The organism is Thermobifida sp. (assembly GCF_017577275.1).
Taxonomy (GTDB): Bacteria; Actinomycetota; Actinomycetes; order Streptosporangiales; family Streptosporangiaceae; genus Thermobifida; species Thermobifida fusca.
This window is the reverse complement of record NZ_PITY01000020.1, coordinates 70371-89906: the sequence shown is the minus strand read 5'-3', so window position 1 is coordinate 89906 and position 19536 is coordinate 70371. Positions and strand designations below refer to the sequence as shown.

The 19536-nt window shown below is 66.4% G+C and carries 15 protein-coding genes; 5 read left to right on the top strand and 10 right to left on the bottom strand.

Translation table 11 applies throughout. The features are described 5' to 3' along the window. Positions 1–72 precede the first annotated feature (72 nt). Positions 73–1578 carry a ribonuclease Y gene (gene rny, locus CW348_RS05555; protein WP_104612559.1) on the top strand — a complete coding sequence of 502 codons (1506 nt, stop codon included), beginning with the start codon at positions 73–75 and terminating at the stop codon, positions 1576–1578. Between the two features lie 42 nt (positions 1579–1620). Here rny and CW348_RS05550 read toward each other — a convergent pair whose 3' ends face one another. From CW348_RS05550 to CW348_RS05530, 5 genes are all read right to left on the bottom strand, one after another. Continuing rightward, positions 1621–3606 (bottom strand): prolyl oligopeptidase family serine peptidase, encoded by a 1986-nt coding sequence (locus CW348_RS05550; protein WP_016188354.1) that lies wholly within the window; start codon positions 3604–3606, stop codon positions 1621–1623. A gap of 133 nt (positions 3607–3739) precedes the next feature. Further along, a complete protein-coding gene (locus tag CW348_RS05545; protein ID WP_287463037.1) occupies positions 3740–4723 on the bottom strand; it encodes an amino acid ABC transporter permease in 984 nt (327 codons plus the stop codon). Next, on the bottom strand, positions 4720–5394 hold the full coding sequence (locus tag CW348_RS05540) for an amino acid ABC transporter permease (protein WP_011291255.1): 675 nt from the start codon (positions 5392–5394) through the stop codon (positions 4720–4722). The genes CW348_RS05545 and CW348_RS05540 overlap by 4 nt, the downstream gene beginning before the upstream one ends. Before the next feature lie 66 nt (positions 5395–5460). Continuing rightward, the gene (locus CW348_RS05535; protein ID WP_011291256.1) at positions 5461–6318 is read right to left on the bottom strand and encodes a glutamate ABC transporter substrate-binding protein; all 858 of its coding nucleotides are present in this window, start codon (positions 6316–6318) and stop codon (positions 5461–5463) included. Between the two features lie 50 nt (positions 6319–6368). Next, positions 6369–7112 carry an amino acid ABC transporter ATP-binding protein gene (locus tag CW348_RS05530; protein WP_011291257.1) on the bottom strand — a complete coding sequence of 248 codons (744 nt, stop codon included), beginning with the start codon at positions 7110–7112 and terminating at the stop codon, positions 6369–6371. A 255-nt stretch (positions 7113–7367) separates the two neighbouring features. Between CW348_RS05530 and miaB the strand changes: the two genes are divergently transcribed. Continuing rightward, the gene (gene miaB, locus CW348_RS05525) at positions 7368–8828 is read left to right on the top strand and encodes a tRNA (N6-isopentenyl adenosine(37)-C2)-methylthiotransferase MiaB (protein WP_016188355.1); all 1461 of its coding nucleotides are present in this window, start codon (positions 7368–7370) and stop codon (positions 8826–8828) included. 62 nt (positions 8829–8890) lie between these two features. On the opposite strand, the gene CW348_RS05520 is transcribed toward miaB, so the two are convergent. The 4 genes from CW348_RS05520 to miaA all read right to left on the bottom strand — a co-directional run bounded on the left by CW348_RS05520 (position 8891) and on the right by miaA (position 13908). Then, on the bottom strand, positions 8891–9520 hold the full coding sequence (locus CW348_RS05520) for an ATP-binding cassette domain-containing protein (protein ID WP_287463033.1): 630 nt from the start codon (positions 9518–9520) through the stop codon (positions 8891–8893). Between the two features lie 15 nt (positions 9521–9535). Further along, positions 9536–11626, bottom strand: coding sequence for a bacteriocin-associated integral membrane family protein (locus tag CW348_RS05515; protein WP_011291260.1), 2091 nt, complete (start codon positions 11624–11626; stop codon positions 9536–9538). A gap of 83 nt (positions 11627–11709) precedes the next feature. Then, positions 11710–12000: a lactococcin 972 family bacteriocin gene (locus CW348_RS05510; protein WP_011291261.1), complete on the bottom strand. Its 291-nt coding sequence runs from the start codon at positions 11998–12000 to the stop codon at positions 11710–11712. A 948-nt stretch (positions 12001–12948) separates the two neighbouring features. After that, positions 12949–13908 carry a tRNA (adenosine(37)-N6)-dimethylallyltransferase MiaA gene (gene miaA / locus CW348_RS05505; protein WP_104612560.1) on the bottom strand — a complete coding sequence of 320 codons (960 nt, stop codon included), beginning with the start codon at positions 13906–13908 and terminating at the stop codon, positions 12949–12951. Between the two features lie 90 nt (positions 13909–13998). Between miaA and dapF the strand changes: the two genes are divergently transcribed. The 3 genes from dapF to CW348_RS05490 all read left to right on the top strand — a co-directional run bounded on the left by dapF (position 13999) and on the right by CW348_RS05490 (position 17700). Next, entirely contained in the window at positions 13999–14823 is an 825-nt protein-coding gene (dapF, locus tag CW348_RS05500) for a diaminopimelate epimerase (RefSeq protein ID WP_011291263.1), read from the top strand. Continuing rightward, positions 14820–15830, top strand: a complete 1011-nt coding sequence (locus CW348_RS05495; RefSeq protein WP_011291264.1) for an ABC transporter permease — start codon at positions 14820–14822, stop codon at positions 15828–15830. The genes dapF and CW348_RS05495 overlap by 4 nt, the downstream gene beginning before the upstream one ends. Before the next feature lie 205 nt (positions 15831–16035). Further along, the gene (locus CW348_RS05490; protein WP_255266134.1) at positions 16036–17700 is read left to right on the top strand and encodes an ABC transporter family substrate-binding protein; all 1665 of its coding nucleotides are present in this window, start codon (positions 16036–16038) and stop codon (positions 17698–17700) included. A 60-nt stretch (positions 17701–17760) separates the two neighbouring features. Here CW348_RS05490 and aceB read toward each other — a convergent pair whose 3' ends face one another. Then, positions 17761–19359: a malate synthase A gene (gene aceB, locus CW348_RS05485; protein ID WP_011291266.1), complete on the bottom strand. Its 1599-nt coding sequence runs from the start codon at positions 19357–19359 to the stop codon at positions 17761–17763. Positions 19360–19536 lie beyond the last annotated feature (177 nt).

Here is a 19536-nt window from a genome sequence, read left to right as displayed (position 1 = left end):
GCGCGCGGCAGAACCGTCCAGCCAGCCACGCACAGTGGTCGGACCAGGGCGGAGTGCGGTGGGGGGAGCTCCATGGACGGAGTGGCCGACCTTGTGGTCATCGCACTTCTCGGAGCGTTGACGCTGCTGACCGCGGGTCATGTGCTTGCGCTCCGCTCGCGCAGCCGAGCCGTCGCCGCGCAGGCGCAGCAGTGGGCCGACCGCATCCGGGCCGACGCGGAGAACGCCGCCCGCAGCCACCAGGACCGCCTGCTCGCGGAAGCCGCCGCATACCGGGCAGAACTCGACCGGCGGGAGCAGCGGATCGCCGCCCAGGAGCAGCGCATCGAGAGGGAGCTGCGCCGGTTGGATGCGGCGCGCCGCCAGCTTGACGAGCGGACCGCCCAGCTCGACCAGCGCGCAGCCGAACTGGCCCGCCTAGCAGAAGAACGGCGGGCTGTTTTAGAGCAGGCTGCGGCGCTCACCGCGGAGGAGGCGAAAGCCGCGCTCGTTGCAGACATCGTGGACCAGGCGAAACGGGAAGCCGCTGTCCTCGTCCGCGCGATCGAGCGGGACGCCCGCACGAACGGGGAGGCCCGGGCCCGCAGAATCATCTCCCTGGCGATCCAGCGGCTGGCGGGCGAGCAGACCAGTGAATCGGTGGTCCGCGCCGTGCCCCTGCCCGAGGAGGCGATGAAGGGGCGAATCATCGGCAGGGAAGGGCGGAATATCCGGGCGTTCGAAACAGTGACGGGGGTCGATCTCATCGTCGACGACACCCCGGGGGTGGTGCTGCTGTCGTGCTTTCACCCGCTGCGGCGGGAAACAGCGCGGCTCACCTTGGAGAAACTCGTGGCCGACAGCCGGATCAACCCCCACCGGATCGAAGAAGCCTACGAAGCCAGCCGGCGCGAAGTGGAGCAGCAGTGCGTGCGCGCCGGAGAAGACGCCCTCCTTGAAGTGGGGATCTCCGACATGCACCCGGAGTTGGTGGCGCTGCTCGGACAGTTGCGGTACCGCACCTCGTATGGGCAGAACGTGCTCGCCCACCTTGTGGAAAGCGCCCACTTGGCGGGGATGATGGCCGCTGAACTGGGCGCGGACGTGCCTCTCGCGAAACGGTGCGCGCTCCTCCACGACATCGGCAAGGCGCTCACCCACGAAGTGGAGGGCAGCCACGCGGTGATCGGCGCGCAGCTCGCCCGCCGCTACGGGGAGTGCGAGGAAGTGGCGCACGCGATCGAAGCCCACCACAACGAGGTGGAAGTGCGCACGGTCGAAGCGGTGCTGACCCAGGCCGCGGACGCAATCAGCGGGGGACGGCCGGGGGCGCGGCGCGCCTCCATGGAGTCGTATGTGAAACGGCTGCAGCGGATGGAGGAGATCGCCTACGCCGTCAGTGACGGGGTGGAGAAGGTGTTCGTGATGCAGGCGGGGCGGGAGATCCGGGTGATGGTTCAACCGGAGGCGGTGGACGACGTGCAGGCCCAGGTGATCGCCCGGGACATCGCGAAACGGGTGGAGGAGGAGCTCACCTATCCGGGACAGGTCCGGGTGACGGTGATTCGGGAGTCCCGCGCGGTGGAAACCGCCCGCTGAACGAGGGCGGCCCCGGCCGTCGACCGGCCGGGGCCCGAGAGGCTATTCGGTGGGGGCGGACAGGTCGAGGTCGATCGGGGGCACCCCCGGCGGTGTGAACCCGAAGAACACTTTGCAGTAGAAGGCAAGCTCCTTCTCCAACGCGGTGGCGACAGTGTCGGGCTTGCGGAAACCGTGGCTTTCGTTCTCGAACTCCACGAGGACGTGGGGGACACCGCGTTCCTTGAGGACAGCGGCGAATTCCCGGGCCTGCTCCGGTGGGACGACAGGGTCGTCCGCGCCTTGCAGGAGCAGCACGGGAACGTTGATCTCCGCGACCCGGTTGATCGGGGAGCGCTCCTGGTAGGTGGCGCTGTAACCGGAGAGGACACCGATGAGGGTGTCGAGGTAGCGGGATTCGAAGTCGTGGGTTTCCTGCACGAGCCGAAGCAGGTCGGTGACGCCGTAGTAGGAGACGCCGCAGGCGAACACGTCTTGGGTGAGTGCGAGCAGAGTGGTGAACCCTCCTGCGCTTCCCCCGCGGATCGCCAGCCGGTCGGGGTCGGCGAGGCCCTGGTCGACGAGGCTCTGGGCTGCGGCGACCACGTCTTCCACGTCGACGACCCCCCACTGGCCGTCGAGGCGTTCCCGGTAGGCGCGGCCGTACCCGGTGGATCCGCCGTAGTTGACGTCGATGATGCCGATCCCGCGGCTGGTGAAGTAGGCCTTGTGCAGGTCGAGCCCGGTGGTGGCAGCTCCGGTGGGGCCGCCGTGCACCCAGACGACGTAGGGGGCGGGCCCTTCCCCTTCCATTTCGGGGTTGGTGGGCGGGTAGACGTTGGCGTGCACGGTGGTGCCGTAGCGGCCGGACAGGGACGTGGTACGGGGTTTGGGCAGGTACCCGATGGTGGGGGTTTCGGTGAGCGAGCGGCGGAGCACGGTCGTCGCCCCGTTCTCCGGGTTGAGCCGCACGAGACTGGTCGGCTCGGTGGGGGAGGCGGCGATACCGACCACGGTTTTCCCGTCACTGGCCAGGGTGTGCCAGCTTGTGAACGACGAAGCGAGCGGGGTGAGGTCGGCGGTGTGGGGATCGTAGCGGCCGACCCCCAGGTCCGCGTGGCCGTAGAGCGTGATGAGCTGCCCGTCGTCGAGCACGCAGTAGGGGGTGATCCCCAACTGCCATGGCGGCGGCGTGAACTCGGCTTCGTCCGGGAAGAGCGCCATCGCCTGCCCGTAGAGCCGCGTCTCGTACAGGTTCCACCAGCCGGACCAGTCGGACACGAAGTAGAGGGTCTCGTTGTCCCGCCACTGCGGGTGCAGCACGGACTCTTTCAACCCGCCGCGCAGCGGATGCGAAGTAGTGATCGGCCCGGTCTCCGGAATGTCGGCGACCCGCAACTGGGTGCCCTGCCACGGCATGCGTGGGTGGCTCCAGGAGATCCAGGCGAGTTTGGTCCCGTCCGGTGACGGCACCGGGGAGGCGAAGAAGTCGGCCCCGGTCACCAGGACGCGGACCGCCGACGGGTTGGTGGCGGCCCGCCCCGACAGGGGCACGGAGACGATGGCGCGGGTGACGGTGGTGCCGTCGTGGCTTTCCCGCACACAGATGAGGTGCTTGCGGTCGGGGGAGAGCACGAAGTCGGCGTAGCGGAGCGCACCCGGGCTCTCCGGTTCCGGGGTGAGCGGGCGGGGCTCGCGGGAGCCTTTCTCCAACAGGTAGAGGCGCTGGTCGGAGAAGTTGGCGAAGACGATGCCCCAGCGGGTGATCGCCTTGTCGTCGCGGCGGGGCACAGGCAGGTAGGAGCGGCCTCCATACTCGTGGACCCGGGTCCGCGCATTCCACGGGGCGGGCAGGAGTTCGGTAACGGTGCCGTCAGCAGCGCGGTGCATGACGGTGGTGCGGCCGCCTTCCTCGGGTCGGGATTCCTCCCACCACATCTCATCGGCGACGACAGAGGGGAAACCGAGACGGAGAGCACCTTTGGCGATGTCGGCCGCGGTGATGGGTGAGGACCAGCTCCCGTAGGGCAGGATCACGCGTTCGTTCATAATGCGCTTTCCCTGGCATTGAGTGGGGTGGTGAGGATCAAGAGAGACATTAGCCGCTGGTGAGACGGAATGGGGGAGCCTCACCGCCTGTGCCGGAAGGTGAGGCTCCCCCAGGGGAGTCATGCCAGGTGGGTTACGTGGTTGATCCGGGTGCCCCGAACGTGCCGGAGGCGGCCGTGGTGGGAAGGGCCGTGCCTTTGGTGCAGCCCTTGCTGCTGCGGGCGTTGCGCTTCTCCAGCCAGATCGCCAGACGGCTCAGGGAGATGTTGATGGCGATGTAGATGACCGCGCAGATGAGGGCCGCGGGAATGACGTTGCCGTAGCGGGTGCCGATCAGGGAGAAGCTGCGGAGCAGCTCGGGGAAGGCGATGATGTAGCCGAGCGCGGTGTCCTTGAGCAGGATCACGAGCTGGGCGACGATCGCGGGCATCATGGACCGGACCGCCTGGGGGATGAGGATCCACCACATGACCTGGACCTTGTTCATACCCAGCGAGTAGGCGGCTTCGGACTGGCCTTTGGGCACGGCGTTGATCCCGGCACGGAACACTTCAGCCAGCACCGAGCCGTTGTAGAGGGTGAGCCCGATGACAACGGCGGCGAGCGCGGAGACTTGGAAAGTGCCGGGCTGCAGCGGGGGCAGGCCGAGGAGCGGGCGCACCTGGTTGACGGCCAGCGGCAGCGCCATCGCGAAGAAGATCAGCATGAGCAGCGGGATGCCGCGGAAGAACTCGACGACTGCTCCCGCCGGGATGCGGATCCACGCGTGGTCGGAGAGCCGGGCGATCCCGAACACCAGGCCGAACACGAGGGCGAGCACGGCAGCCCACAGCGCTGCGGTCAGCGTGTTGAGCAGACCCGGGATGACGTAGTCGGTCCACGTGGCCGGGTCGATGAACGGCTGCCAGCGGACTGCCGCCCACTGGCCGTTGGGGTTGACCGCCCACGCCTCAGCGCTGAACAGGGGCGGCGCGCCCTCGCCGAGCGACCGGTTGAACCCCAGGTAGATGATGGCCAGGACGACGAAGAAGCCCACGAGGGTGAGCACAGTGTAGACGGCGTGGCGGATCCGGGCTTTGGGCCCGGGAATGTCGAAGAGAACCTGCTGTGCGCTCACCGGACCACCGCCATTCGCTTGCTCAGCCAGCTAAAGAAGTACCCCACCGGCAGGGTCAGGACGAGGAAACCGATCGCGAAGCCGACGAAGGTCGGCAGGACGGGAGCGATCCCCTGGTCGAACATGAGCTTCATCTGCCGGGATGCTTCTTGGACGCCGAGCCCGGCGACCGACGCGACCGTGGTGTTCTTGATCAGGGCGATGAGGACGCTGCCGAGCGGGCCGATGACGGTGCGCAGTGCCTGCGGGATGATGATGAGGCGCAGGATCTGGGTGAAGGTGAGTCCTAGGGAGCGGGCCGCTTCGGCCTGGCCGACGGGGATGGTGTTGATCCCGGAGCGCAGGGTTTCGGAGACGAAGCACGCCGTGTAGGCGGACAGGCCGATCACCGCCCACCAGAACACGTCCCAGGCCACGCTGTCCGCAAGGCTCAACCCGAGGGCGCTGTTGAGGCCCAGGCCGCAGAAGAGCAGTACCAGGGTGAGGGGGGAGTTGCGGACCGTCTCCACGTAGACGGTGGACACGCCGCGTAGCAGGCCGATGGGGGAGACCCGCATCGCGGTGAGGATGACGCCCAGGATGAAGGAGAACAGGGCGCTGAACAAGGCGAGCCGGACGGTCCAGGAGAAACCGTCGATGACCTTGTCGATGTTGGTGAAGAAGGCTTCCATCAGTCCCAGTCGATAGGAGTGGCCGACGGGGCGGGGCGCCCCGCCGGCCTTGGACGGGTAGCGGGGCTACGCGCAGCCTTCGAGCGGCGGCTGCTCCGTGGCGTACTCAAATCCGGTCTCACCGAAGGCCGCTTCGAGGAATTCGAGGGCCTTGCCCTCCTCCCACATCTTGGTGATGGCCTCGTTGACCTTCTCGCACATCTCCGTGGAGCCCTTCGGCAGGCCGACGCCGTACTTCTCTTCCCCGAAGGGGTTGTTCACCATCCGGTAGGCGTCGGGGTTCTGTGCGGCGAACCCGGCGAGGATGGTGTTGTCGGTGGTGACAGCGTCCACCGTGCCGTTGGCGAGCAGCTCCATGCATTCGGAGTAGTTGCCGGCTTCCCGGAGCTCCGCGCCGATGCCCAGGCCGCCGTTTTCTTCGCTGTCGACGATGTTGTTGGCGGAACGCGACCCGGAAGCAGAGCAGAGCACCTTGCCTTCGAGGTCTTCCGGACCTTGGATGTCCGTGTTGTCGGCGGAGACGATGATGTCCTGCTGGGCGATGTAGTAGGGGCCGGCGAAGTCGACGACGTTCTTGCGTTCGTCGGTGATGGAGTAGGTGGCGACGATCATGTCGACGGTGCCCTGCTGGAGGAACGTCTCCCGGTTGGCGGAGGCGGCTTCCGTCCACTCGATCTGGTCAGGCGAGTAGCCGAGTTCGCCGGCGATGTAGGTGGCGACGTCCACGTCGAAGCCGACCGGCTTGTTGCCTTCGAGGAGACCGAGGCCGGGCTGGTCGTATTTGACCCCGATGGTGATGGTGTCACCGTTGCCGCTGTCCCCTCCGTTGCCTCCGCCGCCGACTTCGGCGGTACCGCAGGAGGCGAGAGTCAGGGCGAGTGCGGACGCCCCGGCCAGGGCGGCGCTGGTACGGCGGATGCGCATAGTAGTCAACCTTGTCCTCTCTCGTGGTGCGGAGAATCTGGGATGGTGGGTTAGTGGGTGAGGATCTTGGAGAGGAAGTCGCGGGCGCGGTCGGTGCGGGGGTTGGTGAAGAACTCGTTCGGGGTGTTCTCCTCGACGATCTGGCCGTCAGCCATGAACACGACCCTGTCGGCGGCGCGCCGCGCGAAGCCCATCTCGTGGGTGACCACGATCATGGTCATTCCCTCGCGCGCCAGGTCGGTCATGACGTCGAGGACTTCCTGCACCATCTCGGGGTCGAGGGCAGAGGTGGGCTCGTCGAAGAGGAGGACTTTGGGGTTCATCGCCAGGGCACGGGCGATGGCAACCCGCTGCTGCTGACCGCCGGAAAGCTGGGCCGGGTACTTGTGGGCCTGGTCGGCGATGCGGACGCGTTCCAGGAGTTCCAGGCCGCGCAGGGTGGCTTGGGCCCGCGGGATTTTGAGGACTTTGGTGGGCCCGAGCGTGATGTTCTCCAGCACGGTCATGTGGGAGAACAGGTTGAACGACTGGAACACCATGCCGACGTCGCTCCGCAGCCGGGCCAGGGCACGCCCTTCCGCGGGCAAGGGCTGGCCGTTGACCAGGATGCGGCCGCTGTCGATGGTCTCCAGCCGGTTGATCGTGCGGCACAGGGTGGATTTTCCCGATCCCGAGGGGCCGATGATGACGACCACCTCGCCGGCGTTGACGGAGAGGTTGATGTCGCGGAGGACGTGAAGCTCCCCGAAGTGCTTGTTGACGTTCTCCAGGACGACGAGTGGAGTGGCGGTCATGGGATCGGAAACTAGCTTGTGCCGGGGCGTTTGTCACCAGGGGCAGTGCCGTGAATCAGGCAAAGTGGCAGACTTGTTATTCCTAGATTTGTAGAATTGTTAAGTTTGAACCGGAAAAACTAGTCGCTCTGTCTCGTTGAGCGGGGGGTCGACCACCGAAGATGGCCGATTCTGGCCGTTGAGGGGAGAACCGCGGTTCAGAAGGGTAAGAGAAACGTTTAGCCTGGATGGGTGAGCCAGAGTCGTACCTACCAAGTGCGGACCTACGGCTGCCAGATGAACGTCCACGACTCCGAACGGCTCTCCGGACTGCTGGAGGCCGCGGGGTACCAGCGGGCAGCCGAAGGCACCACGCCGGATGTCGTTGTTTTCAACACCTGTGCGGTGCGTGAGAACGCGGATAACCGCCTCTACGGCAACCTAGGCCAGTTGCGGCCGGTCAAGGATGCCAACCCGGACATGCAGATCGCGGTGGGCGGGTGCCTGGCGCAGAAGGACCGCGGGGAGATCATTCGCCGCGCCCCCTGGGTCGACGTGGTCTTCGGGACGCACAACATCGGCTCGCTGCCCGCATTGCTGGAACGCGCCCGCGTGCAGCGGGAAGCCCAAGTGGAGATCGTCGAGTCGTTGGAGCGGTTCCCCTCCACGCTGCCCACCCGGCGCGAGTCGGTGTACGCGGCGTGGGTGGCGATCTCGGTGGGCTGCAACAACACGTGCACGTTCTGTATCGTTCCGGCGCTGCGCGGCAAGGAGAAGGACCGCCGCCCCGGCGACATTTTGGCGGAGATCCGCGCGGTCGTGGCCGAAGGGGCGATCGAGGTCACCCTGCTGGGGCAGAACGTCAACGCCTACGGTTCGGAGTTCGGCGACCGGCAGGCGTTCTCCAAACTGCTGCGGGCCTGCGGTGAGATCGAAGGATTGGAGCGGGTGCGGTTCACCTCCCCCCACCCGCGTGATTTCACCGACGACGTGATTGCAGCGATGGCGGAGACCCCCAATGTGATGCCGCAGTTGCACATGCCGCTGCAGTCGGGTTCTGACCGGATTCTGCGGGCGATGCGCCGCTCCTACCGGGCCGAGCGGTTCCTGCGGATCGTGGAGAAGGTGCGGGAAGCGATCCCGGACGCGGCGATCACCACCGACGTGATCGTCGGGTTCCCCGGGGAGACCGAGGAGGACTTCGCCGAGACCTTGCGGGTGATGGAGGAGGTGCGGTTCGCGCACGCCTTCACCTTCCAGTACTCCAAGCGCCCGGGCACTCCGGCGGCGTCGATGGACAACCAGGTGCCCCGAGAAGTGGTGAAAGAGCGCTACCAGCGGCTCTTGGAGCTGCAGGAGCGTATCTCCGAGGAGGAGAACGCCAAGTTCGTGGGCCGCGAAGTGGAGGTTCTGGTCGCCGAGGGCGAGGGCCGCAAGGACGATGTGCACCGTCGCATGTCGGGCCGGGCCCGTGACAACCGCCTCGTGCATTTCGCGGTGGACGAGGGTGTGACGGTACGCCCCGGCGACATGGTCACGGTGGAGGTGACGTACGCGGCGCCCCACCACCTGGTGGCGGATTCGGGGATTCGGAACCTGCGGCGCACCCGCGCCGGCGACGCGTGGGAGGCGCGCAACGCCCCAGAGCGGCGGCCTACCGGGGTGCTGCTGGGCATGCCGAAGGTGGGGGCGCCGGAGCCGCAGCCGAGCGTGGTGGGCGGCTGCTGCGATTCTTGACGCGGATTCGTTGTGTTGCGGGGACGGGCCCGGTGACGCCGGACCGTCCCCGTCTGCTTCGGTCACAGTTCCCGCTGTTCGTGGACGTCGAAGACGAGGTCGCAGGCGTCGCGCACACCGTCGTTGTGGGTGGCGATGACGACCGCGCAGCCTTGTTCGCTCATCTCACGGAGCACGTTCACCACCATTGCGCTGTTGGCGCTGTCTAGGGCCCCGGTGGGTTCGTCGGCTAGCACCAGGGTGGGCTGTTTGACCATGAGTCGGGCGAGAGCGACGCGCTGCTGTTCTCCACCGGATAGGTAGTGCACTTTCTCGTTTTCGCGTCCTGCGAGGCCGACGCGTTCGAGGATGCGCGCGTAGTCGGGGCGGGTGCCGCGTCTGCGAGCAACATCAAGGTTGGCTTTGACGGTGGCGTTGTCGATGAGCGCGTAGTCCTGGAAGAGGTAGCCGAGTTTGTCGCGGCGGAATCGGCGTCGTCCGCCGGGGCCGAGCCGGGTCAGGTCGGTGTTGTCGAACAGGATGTGGCCTCTGCTCGGCCGTTCGAGGAGGCCGATGCAGTTGAGCAGCGTGGTTTTTCCTGACCCGCTGGCGCCGACGAGGGCGAGCATCCGTCCTGCGGGGACGGTGAGGTTGAGGTTGCGCCAGAGGGTGCGTGTGCCGAAGGACTTGGTGAGGTTTTTGACGGTGATCATGGGCTTTCTGGGTGGTTAGGCCTGTGAGGCGCCTTCGCGGACGATTCGGCGGTGGAAAAGGGCCAGCGCTGCGACGGTGATGGCCAGGGAGGCGGCGGCGATCCCGAGAGCGTAGAACGGTTCGATGCCGCTGACCTCTGTTCTTCCCAGGGTTCCGAGAAGAGGATCGTTTTGGGCAGCCAATTGCATCTGCAAGGTGTCAAGGGTGTCCCAGGTGATCCAGCCGACGAACCCTGCGGCGATGGCGAGTTCGGCGGCGAGGAGGCGCCGGTGGGTGGCGAGGAAGGTCCAGCCGCTGATGTGGCGGGCGAAGATGGTTTGGGCCCGGGCTCGCGCATAGACCACGCAGGCGGCCACCGCGGTCAGTAGGAGCACAGCGCTCACACCGGCAAGGTTGAAGAGCTGACTGCGGAGAGCGATCAAGGTAGTTGCGTGGTCCTGTGCGGCATTCGCGGTAAGGGTTTCGACCATGGAGATATACCGCGCAGCTTCTGGATTGGTCTCGCGGAACGCGGTGACGACGTCCGGGTCAGGGAAGATCGTCGACCCTCTGGTCATGTAGGTGACATAGGCCCTTTCCGACAGGACTTTCCCGTTGGGGAGCACAACGACGATCGGCTCATACACCAAGGGGAGGTAGGAGGGGGCCGCAGAGTTCTGGACGCCGTAGGTGAACAGGGTCTGGCCATTGGCAGCAGGAAGCACTTCGACCGTCCCCTCCGCCTCGGGCGTCTGATGGGGTGCGAGCCACCGCTCCAATCCCGCGACGAGCCGGTCGGTGGAGATGCCGGAGGATTCCGGAACGATCACGCGAATGGTTTCATTCGGACCGTAGCGTTCCCCGCTGGGGGAGAGGAGTTCCTGCTCAGCGAGATAGGTGTCGTTGACGAGCAGGACGGAAGCGTCCTCAGCGGGCTGATCAGTGCCGGTGGACGGGTCGAAGAGGAGTTGGGAGAGAGGGATGTGGATTGTCAGCACCATGGAGCCTTCGGCATCCATCTGCTGCAGCCATGGACCGAGGAGGCTGTCGACGGCCTGTTCGTCTTCCTCTGTTGCCCAGCCGTAGTCGGAGCTCAACGAGATCAGTGAGGTATCGCCCTGCTGTTCGTACAACTGCAGGCCTACCTGCTGGTCCCGGGCCTCCTGGGCGTGGAGCACCACCGCGCTAAGGATCACGAAGGCCATCGCTAGGACGGGGATACGCACCAGGTAGATAGCGACAGTGGTGCTGCGCACCGGCAGCCGGCCTTTGAGTGCGGGCAGGATCTCGGTGGTGTGGACGAGGCCGAGGACCGCGGCGTGGGCGATGAGGCAGGAAAGCGCGAGGACCGCCAGGAATGTCAGTGCGAAGAGCGTGTAGTGGCCGAGCTGGTTCCACCCGTTGTAGAAGCCGAGGAACGCCAGGGTGACGCCAGCCACCGAGGGGAGGGCAATAGCCCAAAGCCGGACGACTTTGCCGAGGTCGCTGAGGAGGATGCGGGTATAGGAGTGCCCTTGCAGGCGCATGACGGCGTAGTCACGCGCGGACAGCAGGACCCCGGCACCGACCGCGGTGACGGTGGCGAGCAGGGAAACAGCGAGGAGATTGAAGAGGTGGCCACCCAGGAAGTAGTGCCAGATCTGAGAAACCTGCATCCCGGAGGATTCGTGCAGGCCGTGGTCGGCGAGCGCCTCGAGGAGAGCAGGACGGGCTTCCGGGGCGCCGAAGATGTGGTAAGAGCCGTTGGGGCCGACATCCCGGAATTCGGTGATGGGATGGGTTTCCAGGGTGTAATTGCGGCTGAAGGCAGGGTACCCGTCGGCTAACCAGCGGGCGTAGCGGGAATCTGGGTCAGAGACCGCCAGGTACATGTGGGCCCGTGTCCCGGGCTCGTGCACGTCGGGGACGGTGTAGCCGATCGCGGCATCGTAGTCGTCGGCAACCTGCTGCACCGTACGCGCGACTTCGTCAATGTCATGGATCCCCTCATTCTCGGTGATCCATACCAGTTCGAAGCTTTCGAGGGTGATAAAAGTCCGTTCGGCTGTGACCGCGAGGAGAAAAGCGATGAGCGCGGCAAGAGCAGCGCACGCGGTGTAGGCGAAGGAGAGTGTTCGGTTCGGCACCTGGTGGTCCTGTCAACAATGGCTGCGGCGGGCCCGCCGATGCAGGGTGTTCCGGCGGGCCCGCACGATGAAGAGAAGAGAGGTCAGCAGGTGGTCCGCCAGTACGCCTGGTTGTTGGCGATGGCGCGCGGAGCGTCCGCCAGAGACCAGTAGCCGGCAGGGGCGGAAGCGCGGACCGTCTTCGTGCCGACGGCGGTGGAGCCGTGGCAGACGGAGCCGTGGTAGTAGTCCGAGTAGACGATGCTGCTGGTGAGACCGTGGTCCCAGATGCCGCCCCCGACGTACTCCACTGCCGCCGCAGCGACGCCGACGGCTCCTGCGGTGAGACCAGCGGAGATGAGGAGGGTGGCGCAGGTGCGCTTGAGTGCGTTCATGGAAACTCCTCGTGACCGGAAATTGCGCGGTAGTGAATGGAAAGTCCATGGACCATGAGGTCCGTTCGGCGGCTATTTCCCTGATGCTCTGTACTAGGGATGCGGCATTTCGGGGAGATGCCGATGGTGCACGTGTCCCCAGGGGTGAAACCGTGGTGGAGGTTGTGCGGCTGCCGTCCGAGTGGCCGCGGACACTCGGAATCCCTCGATTCCGCCGGCCGCCGATCGTTCGATCACGACGGAAACGGTTTCTGCGGTCCGAATGTGAAACCAGAGGTGATCATTGAGGGAGTTTTAGTGTGGTTTCCCTATCCGATAATCCGTCCTCCTTGAAGGGGTTTTGGAAAGATTTCTTTGGATTGTGCGGCCACACAGTAGGCGAGACTAACAGCCCAGGTTTGGGGATTTCAATGGTTTTCTCTTGGTGATTTTTCGAATCTCATCCCCCTTGTGGATGGTTCCTGAGCTGGGGTTTCCCTGTGTGTCCGCGGTGTCGGTAAAAGTGTGCAGCTCAGAGCTGTGGATGCGCAATAAAGAAGGAATAGAGTGTGATGGATGACACATTTCGTGTGATGGGATAGTTCCTGTAGGGGAGAGTGTGAAGACTGAAACTGTGCTCATGTTTTTAATTGACTGAAAGGTTGGCAATGCGTGGATTTGTCCCTAAAGTGGCAAATGGATGAAAGTTGAATTTTGTCGAAATAATGTGAAGGATAATTCTCTGTATTTCAGAAAAGAAGGCGTCCTGCTGTAGCGTCCGGGGCAGCGGTTCTCCGCCGATGCGGGAAGCAGGCGCCGCAGCTCAAGTCGCGGAGTGCAAGCGGCGGGTCGCGGGAATCCACGCCAGGCGTGCCCCGCGGGCCTGGTACGGGATCGCCTAGCCGCCGCCCGCCGAGGCCCGGCCACACTTGCGAGCGTGGAGAAAACGCGGGTGCCGGGAAGCTCGTATCAGGACTGCTCGTCGCGCGTGGCTGACCGGAAGCAGGGGTCAGAGTGCTCGCAGACCAGCGCGAACGCCCGATCCACCAGGTCGGGGGCGTCGTAGGGCAGCCAGTGCACCCGCGGATCACGGCGGAACCACGATTCCTGGCGGCGGGCGAACCGCCGGGTAGCCCGTACGGTCTCCTCCTTGGCCTCCTCTTCCGTGCACTCCCCGGCCAGGAAGCGGAGAATCTGGGCGTAGCCCAGGGCCCGGGAGGCGGTGAACCCGTCGCGCAGCCCCGCCTTCTCCAGGGCACGCACCTCGTCCACCAGGCCCGCCTCCCACATGCGGTCCACGCGGAGTGCGATCCGCTCGTCCAGTTCCGGGCGGGGCGCAGTCAACCCGATCTGCACGCACGGGTAGCGGGAGACGTGGTCGGGCAAGGTCGCGGTGAACGGTCCCCCGGTGATCTCGATGACTTCCAGGGCGCGCACGATACGCCGTCCGTTGGTGGGCAGGATCGCCCGGGCCGCCTCAGGGTCGAGGCGCGCCAGCCGGGCATGCAGGGCGAGCGGCCCCTGTTCGGCGAGTTCAGCCTCCAAACGGGCCCGGACCTTCGGGTCGGTGCCGGGGAAGTCGAGTTCGTCCAAGGCGGCCCGCACGTACAGTCCAGAGCCGCCCACGAGGACGGGCACCCGGCCTGCGGCGTGGAGGTCGTCGATGACCGCGCGGGCCATGCGCTGGTAGTCGGCCACGTTCGCGGTCTGGGTCACCTCCCAGACGTCGAGCAAGTGGTGGGGGACGCCGCGCCGTTCCTCCGGGGTGAGCTTGGCCGTGCCGATGTCCATGCCCTGGTAGAGCTGCATGGAGTCGGCGTTGATGATTTCGGCGGGGAGGCCGTGCTCGGTCAGGCGCAGCGCCAGGGCGACGCTGAGGTCAGACTTGCCCACTGCGGTCGGTCCGACGACCGCGATCACTGTGCTCATGCCTTAAGTGTGGCAGTGGACGGCGTGTGGCGGGCGGGTTCGCAGCGGGAAACGCGGACGCGGCGTGAGCCAGGAATCTAGGATGAACCCATGCGTTTCGCCAAGGGCCACGGCACAGAGAACGATTTCGTCATTCTTCCCGACCCGGACGGGGAGCTCGACCTCGATGCAGCGACGGTTGCCGCACTGTGCGACCGGCGCGCCGGTCTGGGAGCGGACGGGGTGCTGCGAGTGGTCCGGACCAAAGCATTGGACGAGCCGTTGACGGGGGAGGCGGCGACCGCGCAGCGCTGCGAGTGGTTCATGGACTACCGCAACGCTGACGGCAGTGTGGCGGAGATGTGCGGCAACGGGGTGCGGGTGTTCGCCCGCTATCTTCAGGAGGCCGGCCTGGTCGGCGCCGCAGCCTTCGAAGTGGGCACGCGGGCCGGGGCACGCCACGTGGTGCTGGAGCCCGACGGGAACATCACCGTCGACATGGGGCCGGTGCGGATCCTGGGGCCGGGGAGTGCCCGGTTGGCCGACGGCCCGGTGCACGGGACGCGGATCTCGGTGGGGAACCCGCATTTGGCGTGCCGGGTGGCGCGGCCTGTCGCCGAAGTCGACTTGAGCGCTCCTCCGCTGCTGCGGGCTGAGGAGTTCCCGCAGGGCGCCAACGTGGAAGTGTTCCGCGAAGTCGCCTCGGGCGTATTGGAGATGCGCGTCTACGAGCGCGGGGCCGCTGAGACCCGGTCCTGCGGTACGGGGATTGTGGCTGCCGCGGCCGCCGCGACTCCCCCGGGCGAGGATGCCCGGTGGACGGTGCGGGTGCCGGGCGGGGAGTGCACGGTGGTGCTCGAGTCTGGAGCAGCTCGGCTGAGCGGCCCCGCGGTGATCGTCGCCGAGGGGGACGTCCGGCTGTCTGCGCTCCGGTGAGCGGTAGCGCGGTGGGCCGCCGGGTCGTGGTCCCGCTGCTGCGGCGGGTGGTGCGGCGGGCGGTGCTGCTGTTCACCGCGGTGAGCTGTGTCTACCTTCTGGCGGCCGCCACGCTGCATCCCCGGGAGAACTTCGAGGCGCAGCGGCCGCCCCCGCCTCCTGCCGCGGTGGATGCCGCTTTGGACGCCGCTAATCTCAACGACCGCACGCCCCTGTTCCAGCGGTATGCGGTGTGGATTTCGGGGATAGCGGTCGGCGACTTCGGACGCACGTGGGACGGGGCTTCGGTCAACGAGGAGCTGTCCCGGCGGATCGGGGTGAGTGTGCGGCTGCTGGCGGCCGGGGCCGTGCTCGGCTGTATCGGCGGGGTGGCGCTGGGCACGTGGACGGGCAGCCGGGTGCGGGGGAGCGCAGACCGGGCCGTGACTGCGCTGTCGCTGCTGGTGATCTCCGTGCCGGTAGTGGTGCTCGCCGTGGCGCTCCAGCACGTGGGGGTGTGGGCCAACCAGGTGGCGGGGATGGATCTGGTGCGGGTCACCGGGGAGGCTACGCCCGGGTTCTCCGGCGGGGTGGGGGAGCAGGCGCTCGACCGGCTGCGCCACCTGGTACTGCCGACACTGGCGGTGGCGCTCCCGCAGATCGCCTTGTACAGCCGGTACCAGCGTTCGCTGATCGCCGATCAGGTGGGCGCCGAGTATCTGCGCACGGCGCGGGCTAAGGGGATGACCCGGTCGCAGGCGGTGGTGCGGCACGCGCTGCGGGTCACGCTGATTCCGGCGGCCGCGTATTTCAGCTATTCCCTGGCTGTGCTACTGACCAGTACGGTTTTCACCGAGCAAGTGTTCGGATGGCACGGGGTCGGCGAGTACCTGTTCGAAGCGGTAGGGCAGGGGGATGTGAACGCGGTTGCGGCGGTCTGCTGTTTCGGGGCGGTGTGCGTGACCGCGGCAGGAGTGGTCTCTGATCTGGTGCGTGCGGTGGTGGATCCGCGGAGCCAGGCGGGATAACGCCTGGGAAATACCGGGTTCCCCGTTCCCAAGCGGAGTACAATTTTCCCCAATTGTTCCATTGGTGCCTTTTGTCAAGGCGATCATGGCGCGTCGGCCCGGCGGAGCACCGGAGTCTGCCCCGGACTCCGCAGCGGAACGGCCCAGGGCATTTGGGGGACAAGTGCGAACAGGGAAACGGCGTGCGATTTCGGTGGGAGCATTCGTGCTCACCCTGACCGCCGCGCTGGCAGGCTGCCAGGCGGAAGTGGACCACAGGCAGGCAGCCCCGGAACCCGCAACAGCCGCAATCAACGCCGTAGACCGCGCGCTCGTAGCCGACGGCGGCACCTTGACCTGGGGGATCAACGAGTTCCCCACCCAGTGGAACCCCCACCATCAGGCCGGAAACCTCGCCGCCGTGCACACGGTCCTCGAAGCGCTGCTGCCCATCCCGTTCCGGGTCGATGAACGGGGTGAAGCCCACCCCAACCCCGACTATGTGATCGACGTGTCGGTCACCACCGAACCCGAACAGGTCGTCACCCTCACCCTCAACCCGGAGGCTGCCTGGTCCACCGGGGACCCCATCACCTGGCGCGACTACGCGGCCATGGCCGAAGCCTTGTCGGGAAGCAACCCGGAGTATCAGGCGCTCGGCACTGTCGGCTACGACCGGATCGCTGAAGTACGCAAGGGGAAGAACAAGTACCAGGTCGTCATCGTCTTCGAACAGCCGTTCTCCGAGTATCCGGCGCTGTTCTCGCCCCTGCTCCCCGAGGAGTACACCGCGGACCCGGAATCCTTCAACACCGGATACCTCGAGCAGATCCCGGTCACCGCGGGACCGTTCGACGTGGCGGAGCTCGACCTCGTCGCCCAGACCATCACCCTGGAGCGCAACGCGGACTGGTGGGGTGACCCGGCCCGGCTCGAGGCGATCATCTTTCGCACGCTGGCCCCCGACGCGCTGGACGCGGCCTTCCTCGACGGCAGCATCGACCTGTACGCGCTCTCCCTCGACTCCGGGTCCTATGAGCGGATCCGCTCCGCACCGGGCACGGAGATCCGGGCTGCACTGGGCGCCGACTACCGGCACATCACCCTCAACGGGCAGACCCCGATCCTCAAGGACGTGGACGTCCGCCACGCGATCTTCCTGGGGATCAACCGCGAAGTGCTCGCCACAGCGGCGCTGGGCACCCTGGGATGGGAGCCGCGGGTGCTCAACAACCGGTTCCTCATGCCCGAACAGCCCGGCTATGCCGACAACAGCGGCGAGTGGGGGAAGTACGACCCCGACCGGGCCGCGCAACTGCTGGAGGAAGCAGGCTGGACCGCGGCCCAGCCCGGCGAGGTGCGCACTCGTGACGGCAAGCCGCTGACGCTGCGGTTCATCGTCCCGCAGGGGTATGCGCCGGCGTGGGAGGAAGCCGAACTGGTGCAGTCGATGCTCGCCGAGATCGGGGTGGACATCAAGATCACGAGTGTGCCGGGCAACCAGTTGTTCAGCAAATACGTCCAGCCCGGCAACTACGACCTGGTCGCTTTCGTCAACAGCGGCAGGGGGTTCCCGGTCTTCGACTCGCTGCACCAGTGGCTCGACGCGGTCGACGACGCCGACGGGAAGCCGCAGTGGCGGACCAATGTCGGCCGGATCGGCTCCCCCGAGGTGGACCAGGCCCTGTACGGCGCGCTCGAGGCCCTCGACCGCGGCACCGCAATCGAACAGCTCAACAAAGCCGACCGGCTGCTGTGGGAGCTCGGCCACACCCTGCCCCTCTACCAGCGGCCGCAGATCTACGCGGTCCGCGACACCCTGGCCAATGTGGGGGCTCCCGGGCTGGGCACGCTGGACTACGCCGACATCGGCTACGTGGTGCAGGAATGAGCAGGCGCCCCTGCACCGCGGCCGAGCCGGGTGGGGGCGCCGAGGCGATGCGGCCGAGTGTTACGGCATCCGCTCGTAGGCCGGAAGCGTGAGGAACTCCGCGTAGTCCTCGGCCAGGGCGACCTCCTTGAACAGCGCAGTGGCGCGGTCCAGCAGGTCGGCGTCGAGGGACGTGGTCTCGCGGATCGTCGCCAGCTCCTCGGAGATGAGGCGCTCCACGAGCTCGGTGGTGACCTTGGCGCCGTCGTCCAAGGTGACGTCGTTGTGGAGCCACTGCCAGATCTGGGAGCGGGAGATCTCCGCGGTCGCGGCGTCCTCCATCAGGTTGTGGATGGCCACCGCGCCGCTGCCGCCCAGCCACGCGGCCAGGTACTGGATGGCGACGTTGATGTTGTTGCGCAGGCCCGCCTCGGTGATGCCGCCTTCGGCGCTGGAGATGTCCAGCAGGTCAGCGGCGGTCACCGACACGTCGTCGCGCTGCCGGTCGATCTGGTTGGGGCGGTCGCCCAGCACACCGTCGAAGACCTCCATAGCGACGGGGACCAGGTCGGGGTGGGCCACCCACGAGCCGTCGAAGCCGTCGTTGGCTTCGCGGGTCTTGTCGTCACGGACCTTGGCCAACGCCACCTTGTTGATCTCGGGGTCGCGCCGGTTGGGGATGAACGCGGACATGCCGCCGATAGCATGCGCGCCGCGCTTGTGGCAGGTCTTGACCAGCAGCTCGGTGTAGGCGCGCATGAACGGCGCGGTCATGGTCACCGCGTTGCGCTCAGGCATGAGGAACTGGCGGCCGCGCGTGCGGTGCGTCTTGATGATGCTGAACAGGTAGTCCCACCGGCCGGCATTGAGCCCTGCGGAGTGCTCCCGCAGCTCGTAGAGGATCTCCTCCATTTCGAAGGCGGCGGGGATGGTCTCGATGAGCACGGTGGCGCGGATGGTGCCCCGTTCGATGCCCAGCGCCTCCTGGGCCCGGATGAAGATGTCGTTCCACAGCCGGGCTTCCAGGTGGCTCTGCATCTTCGGCAGGTAGAAGTAGGGGCCTTTGCCCTTGGCGATCTGGCGGCGGGCGCAGTGGAAGAAGTACAGCGCGAAGTCGACGATGCCGCCGGAGGTGCGCTGTCCGTCGACGAGGATGTGCTTCTCGTCCAGGTGCCAGCCGCGCGGGCGGACCACGATGGTGGCCAGCTCGGAGTCGTCCTTGAGCGCGTAGCGCTTGCCTTCCGGGCTGGTGAAGTCGATGGTGCGGTCGAGGGCGTCCCGCAGGTTGAGCTGGCCTTCGATCATGTTCTCCCATAGGGGGGTGTTGGCGTCTTCAAAGTCGGCCAGCCACACTTTCGCACCCGAGTTGAGCGCGTTGATGGTCATCTTGCGGTCGGTGGGGCCAGTGATCTCGACACGGCGGTCGACCAGCCCCGGGGCAGGCGGGGCGACGCGCCAGTCCGGATCTTCGCGGATGGCCTTGGTCTCCGGCAGGAAGTCCAGGTTGGCGCCCGCGGAGATCTCTTCCTGACGGCGCTTGCGTGCGGCGAGGAGCTCCTGACGGCGCGGCTCGAACCGGCGGTGCAGGTCAGCGAGGAATTCGAGCGCTTCCGTGGTCAGGATCTCGTCGTACCTGTCCTTCATCGGACCGGTGATCTCGACTCCGTGGGGAGTACCCATGGCACCAACCCTTCCGCATGGCGAAACTTGCTTTTGTTATGTGGAATTGACGCTACTCTGCCCGTCCTGGCAGGTCAACGCAGTCTCCGTGCTACGAGGCGCAAATTTTTCGCTCATGCGGAAATATTGAAGTTTTTTCTGGGTTAAACATGGGTAAAGAACACCTGTTCTTTGCTT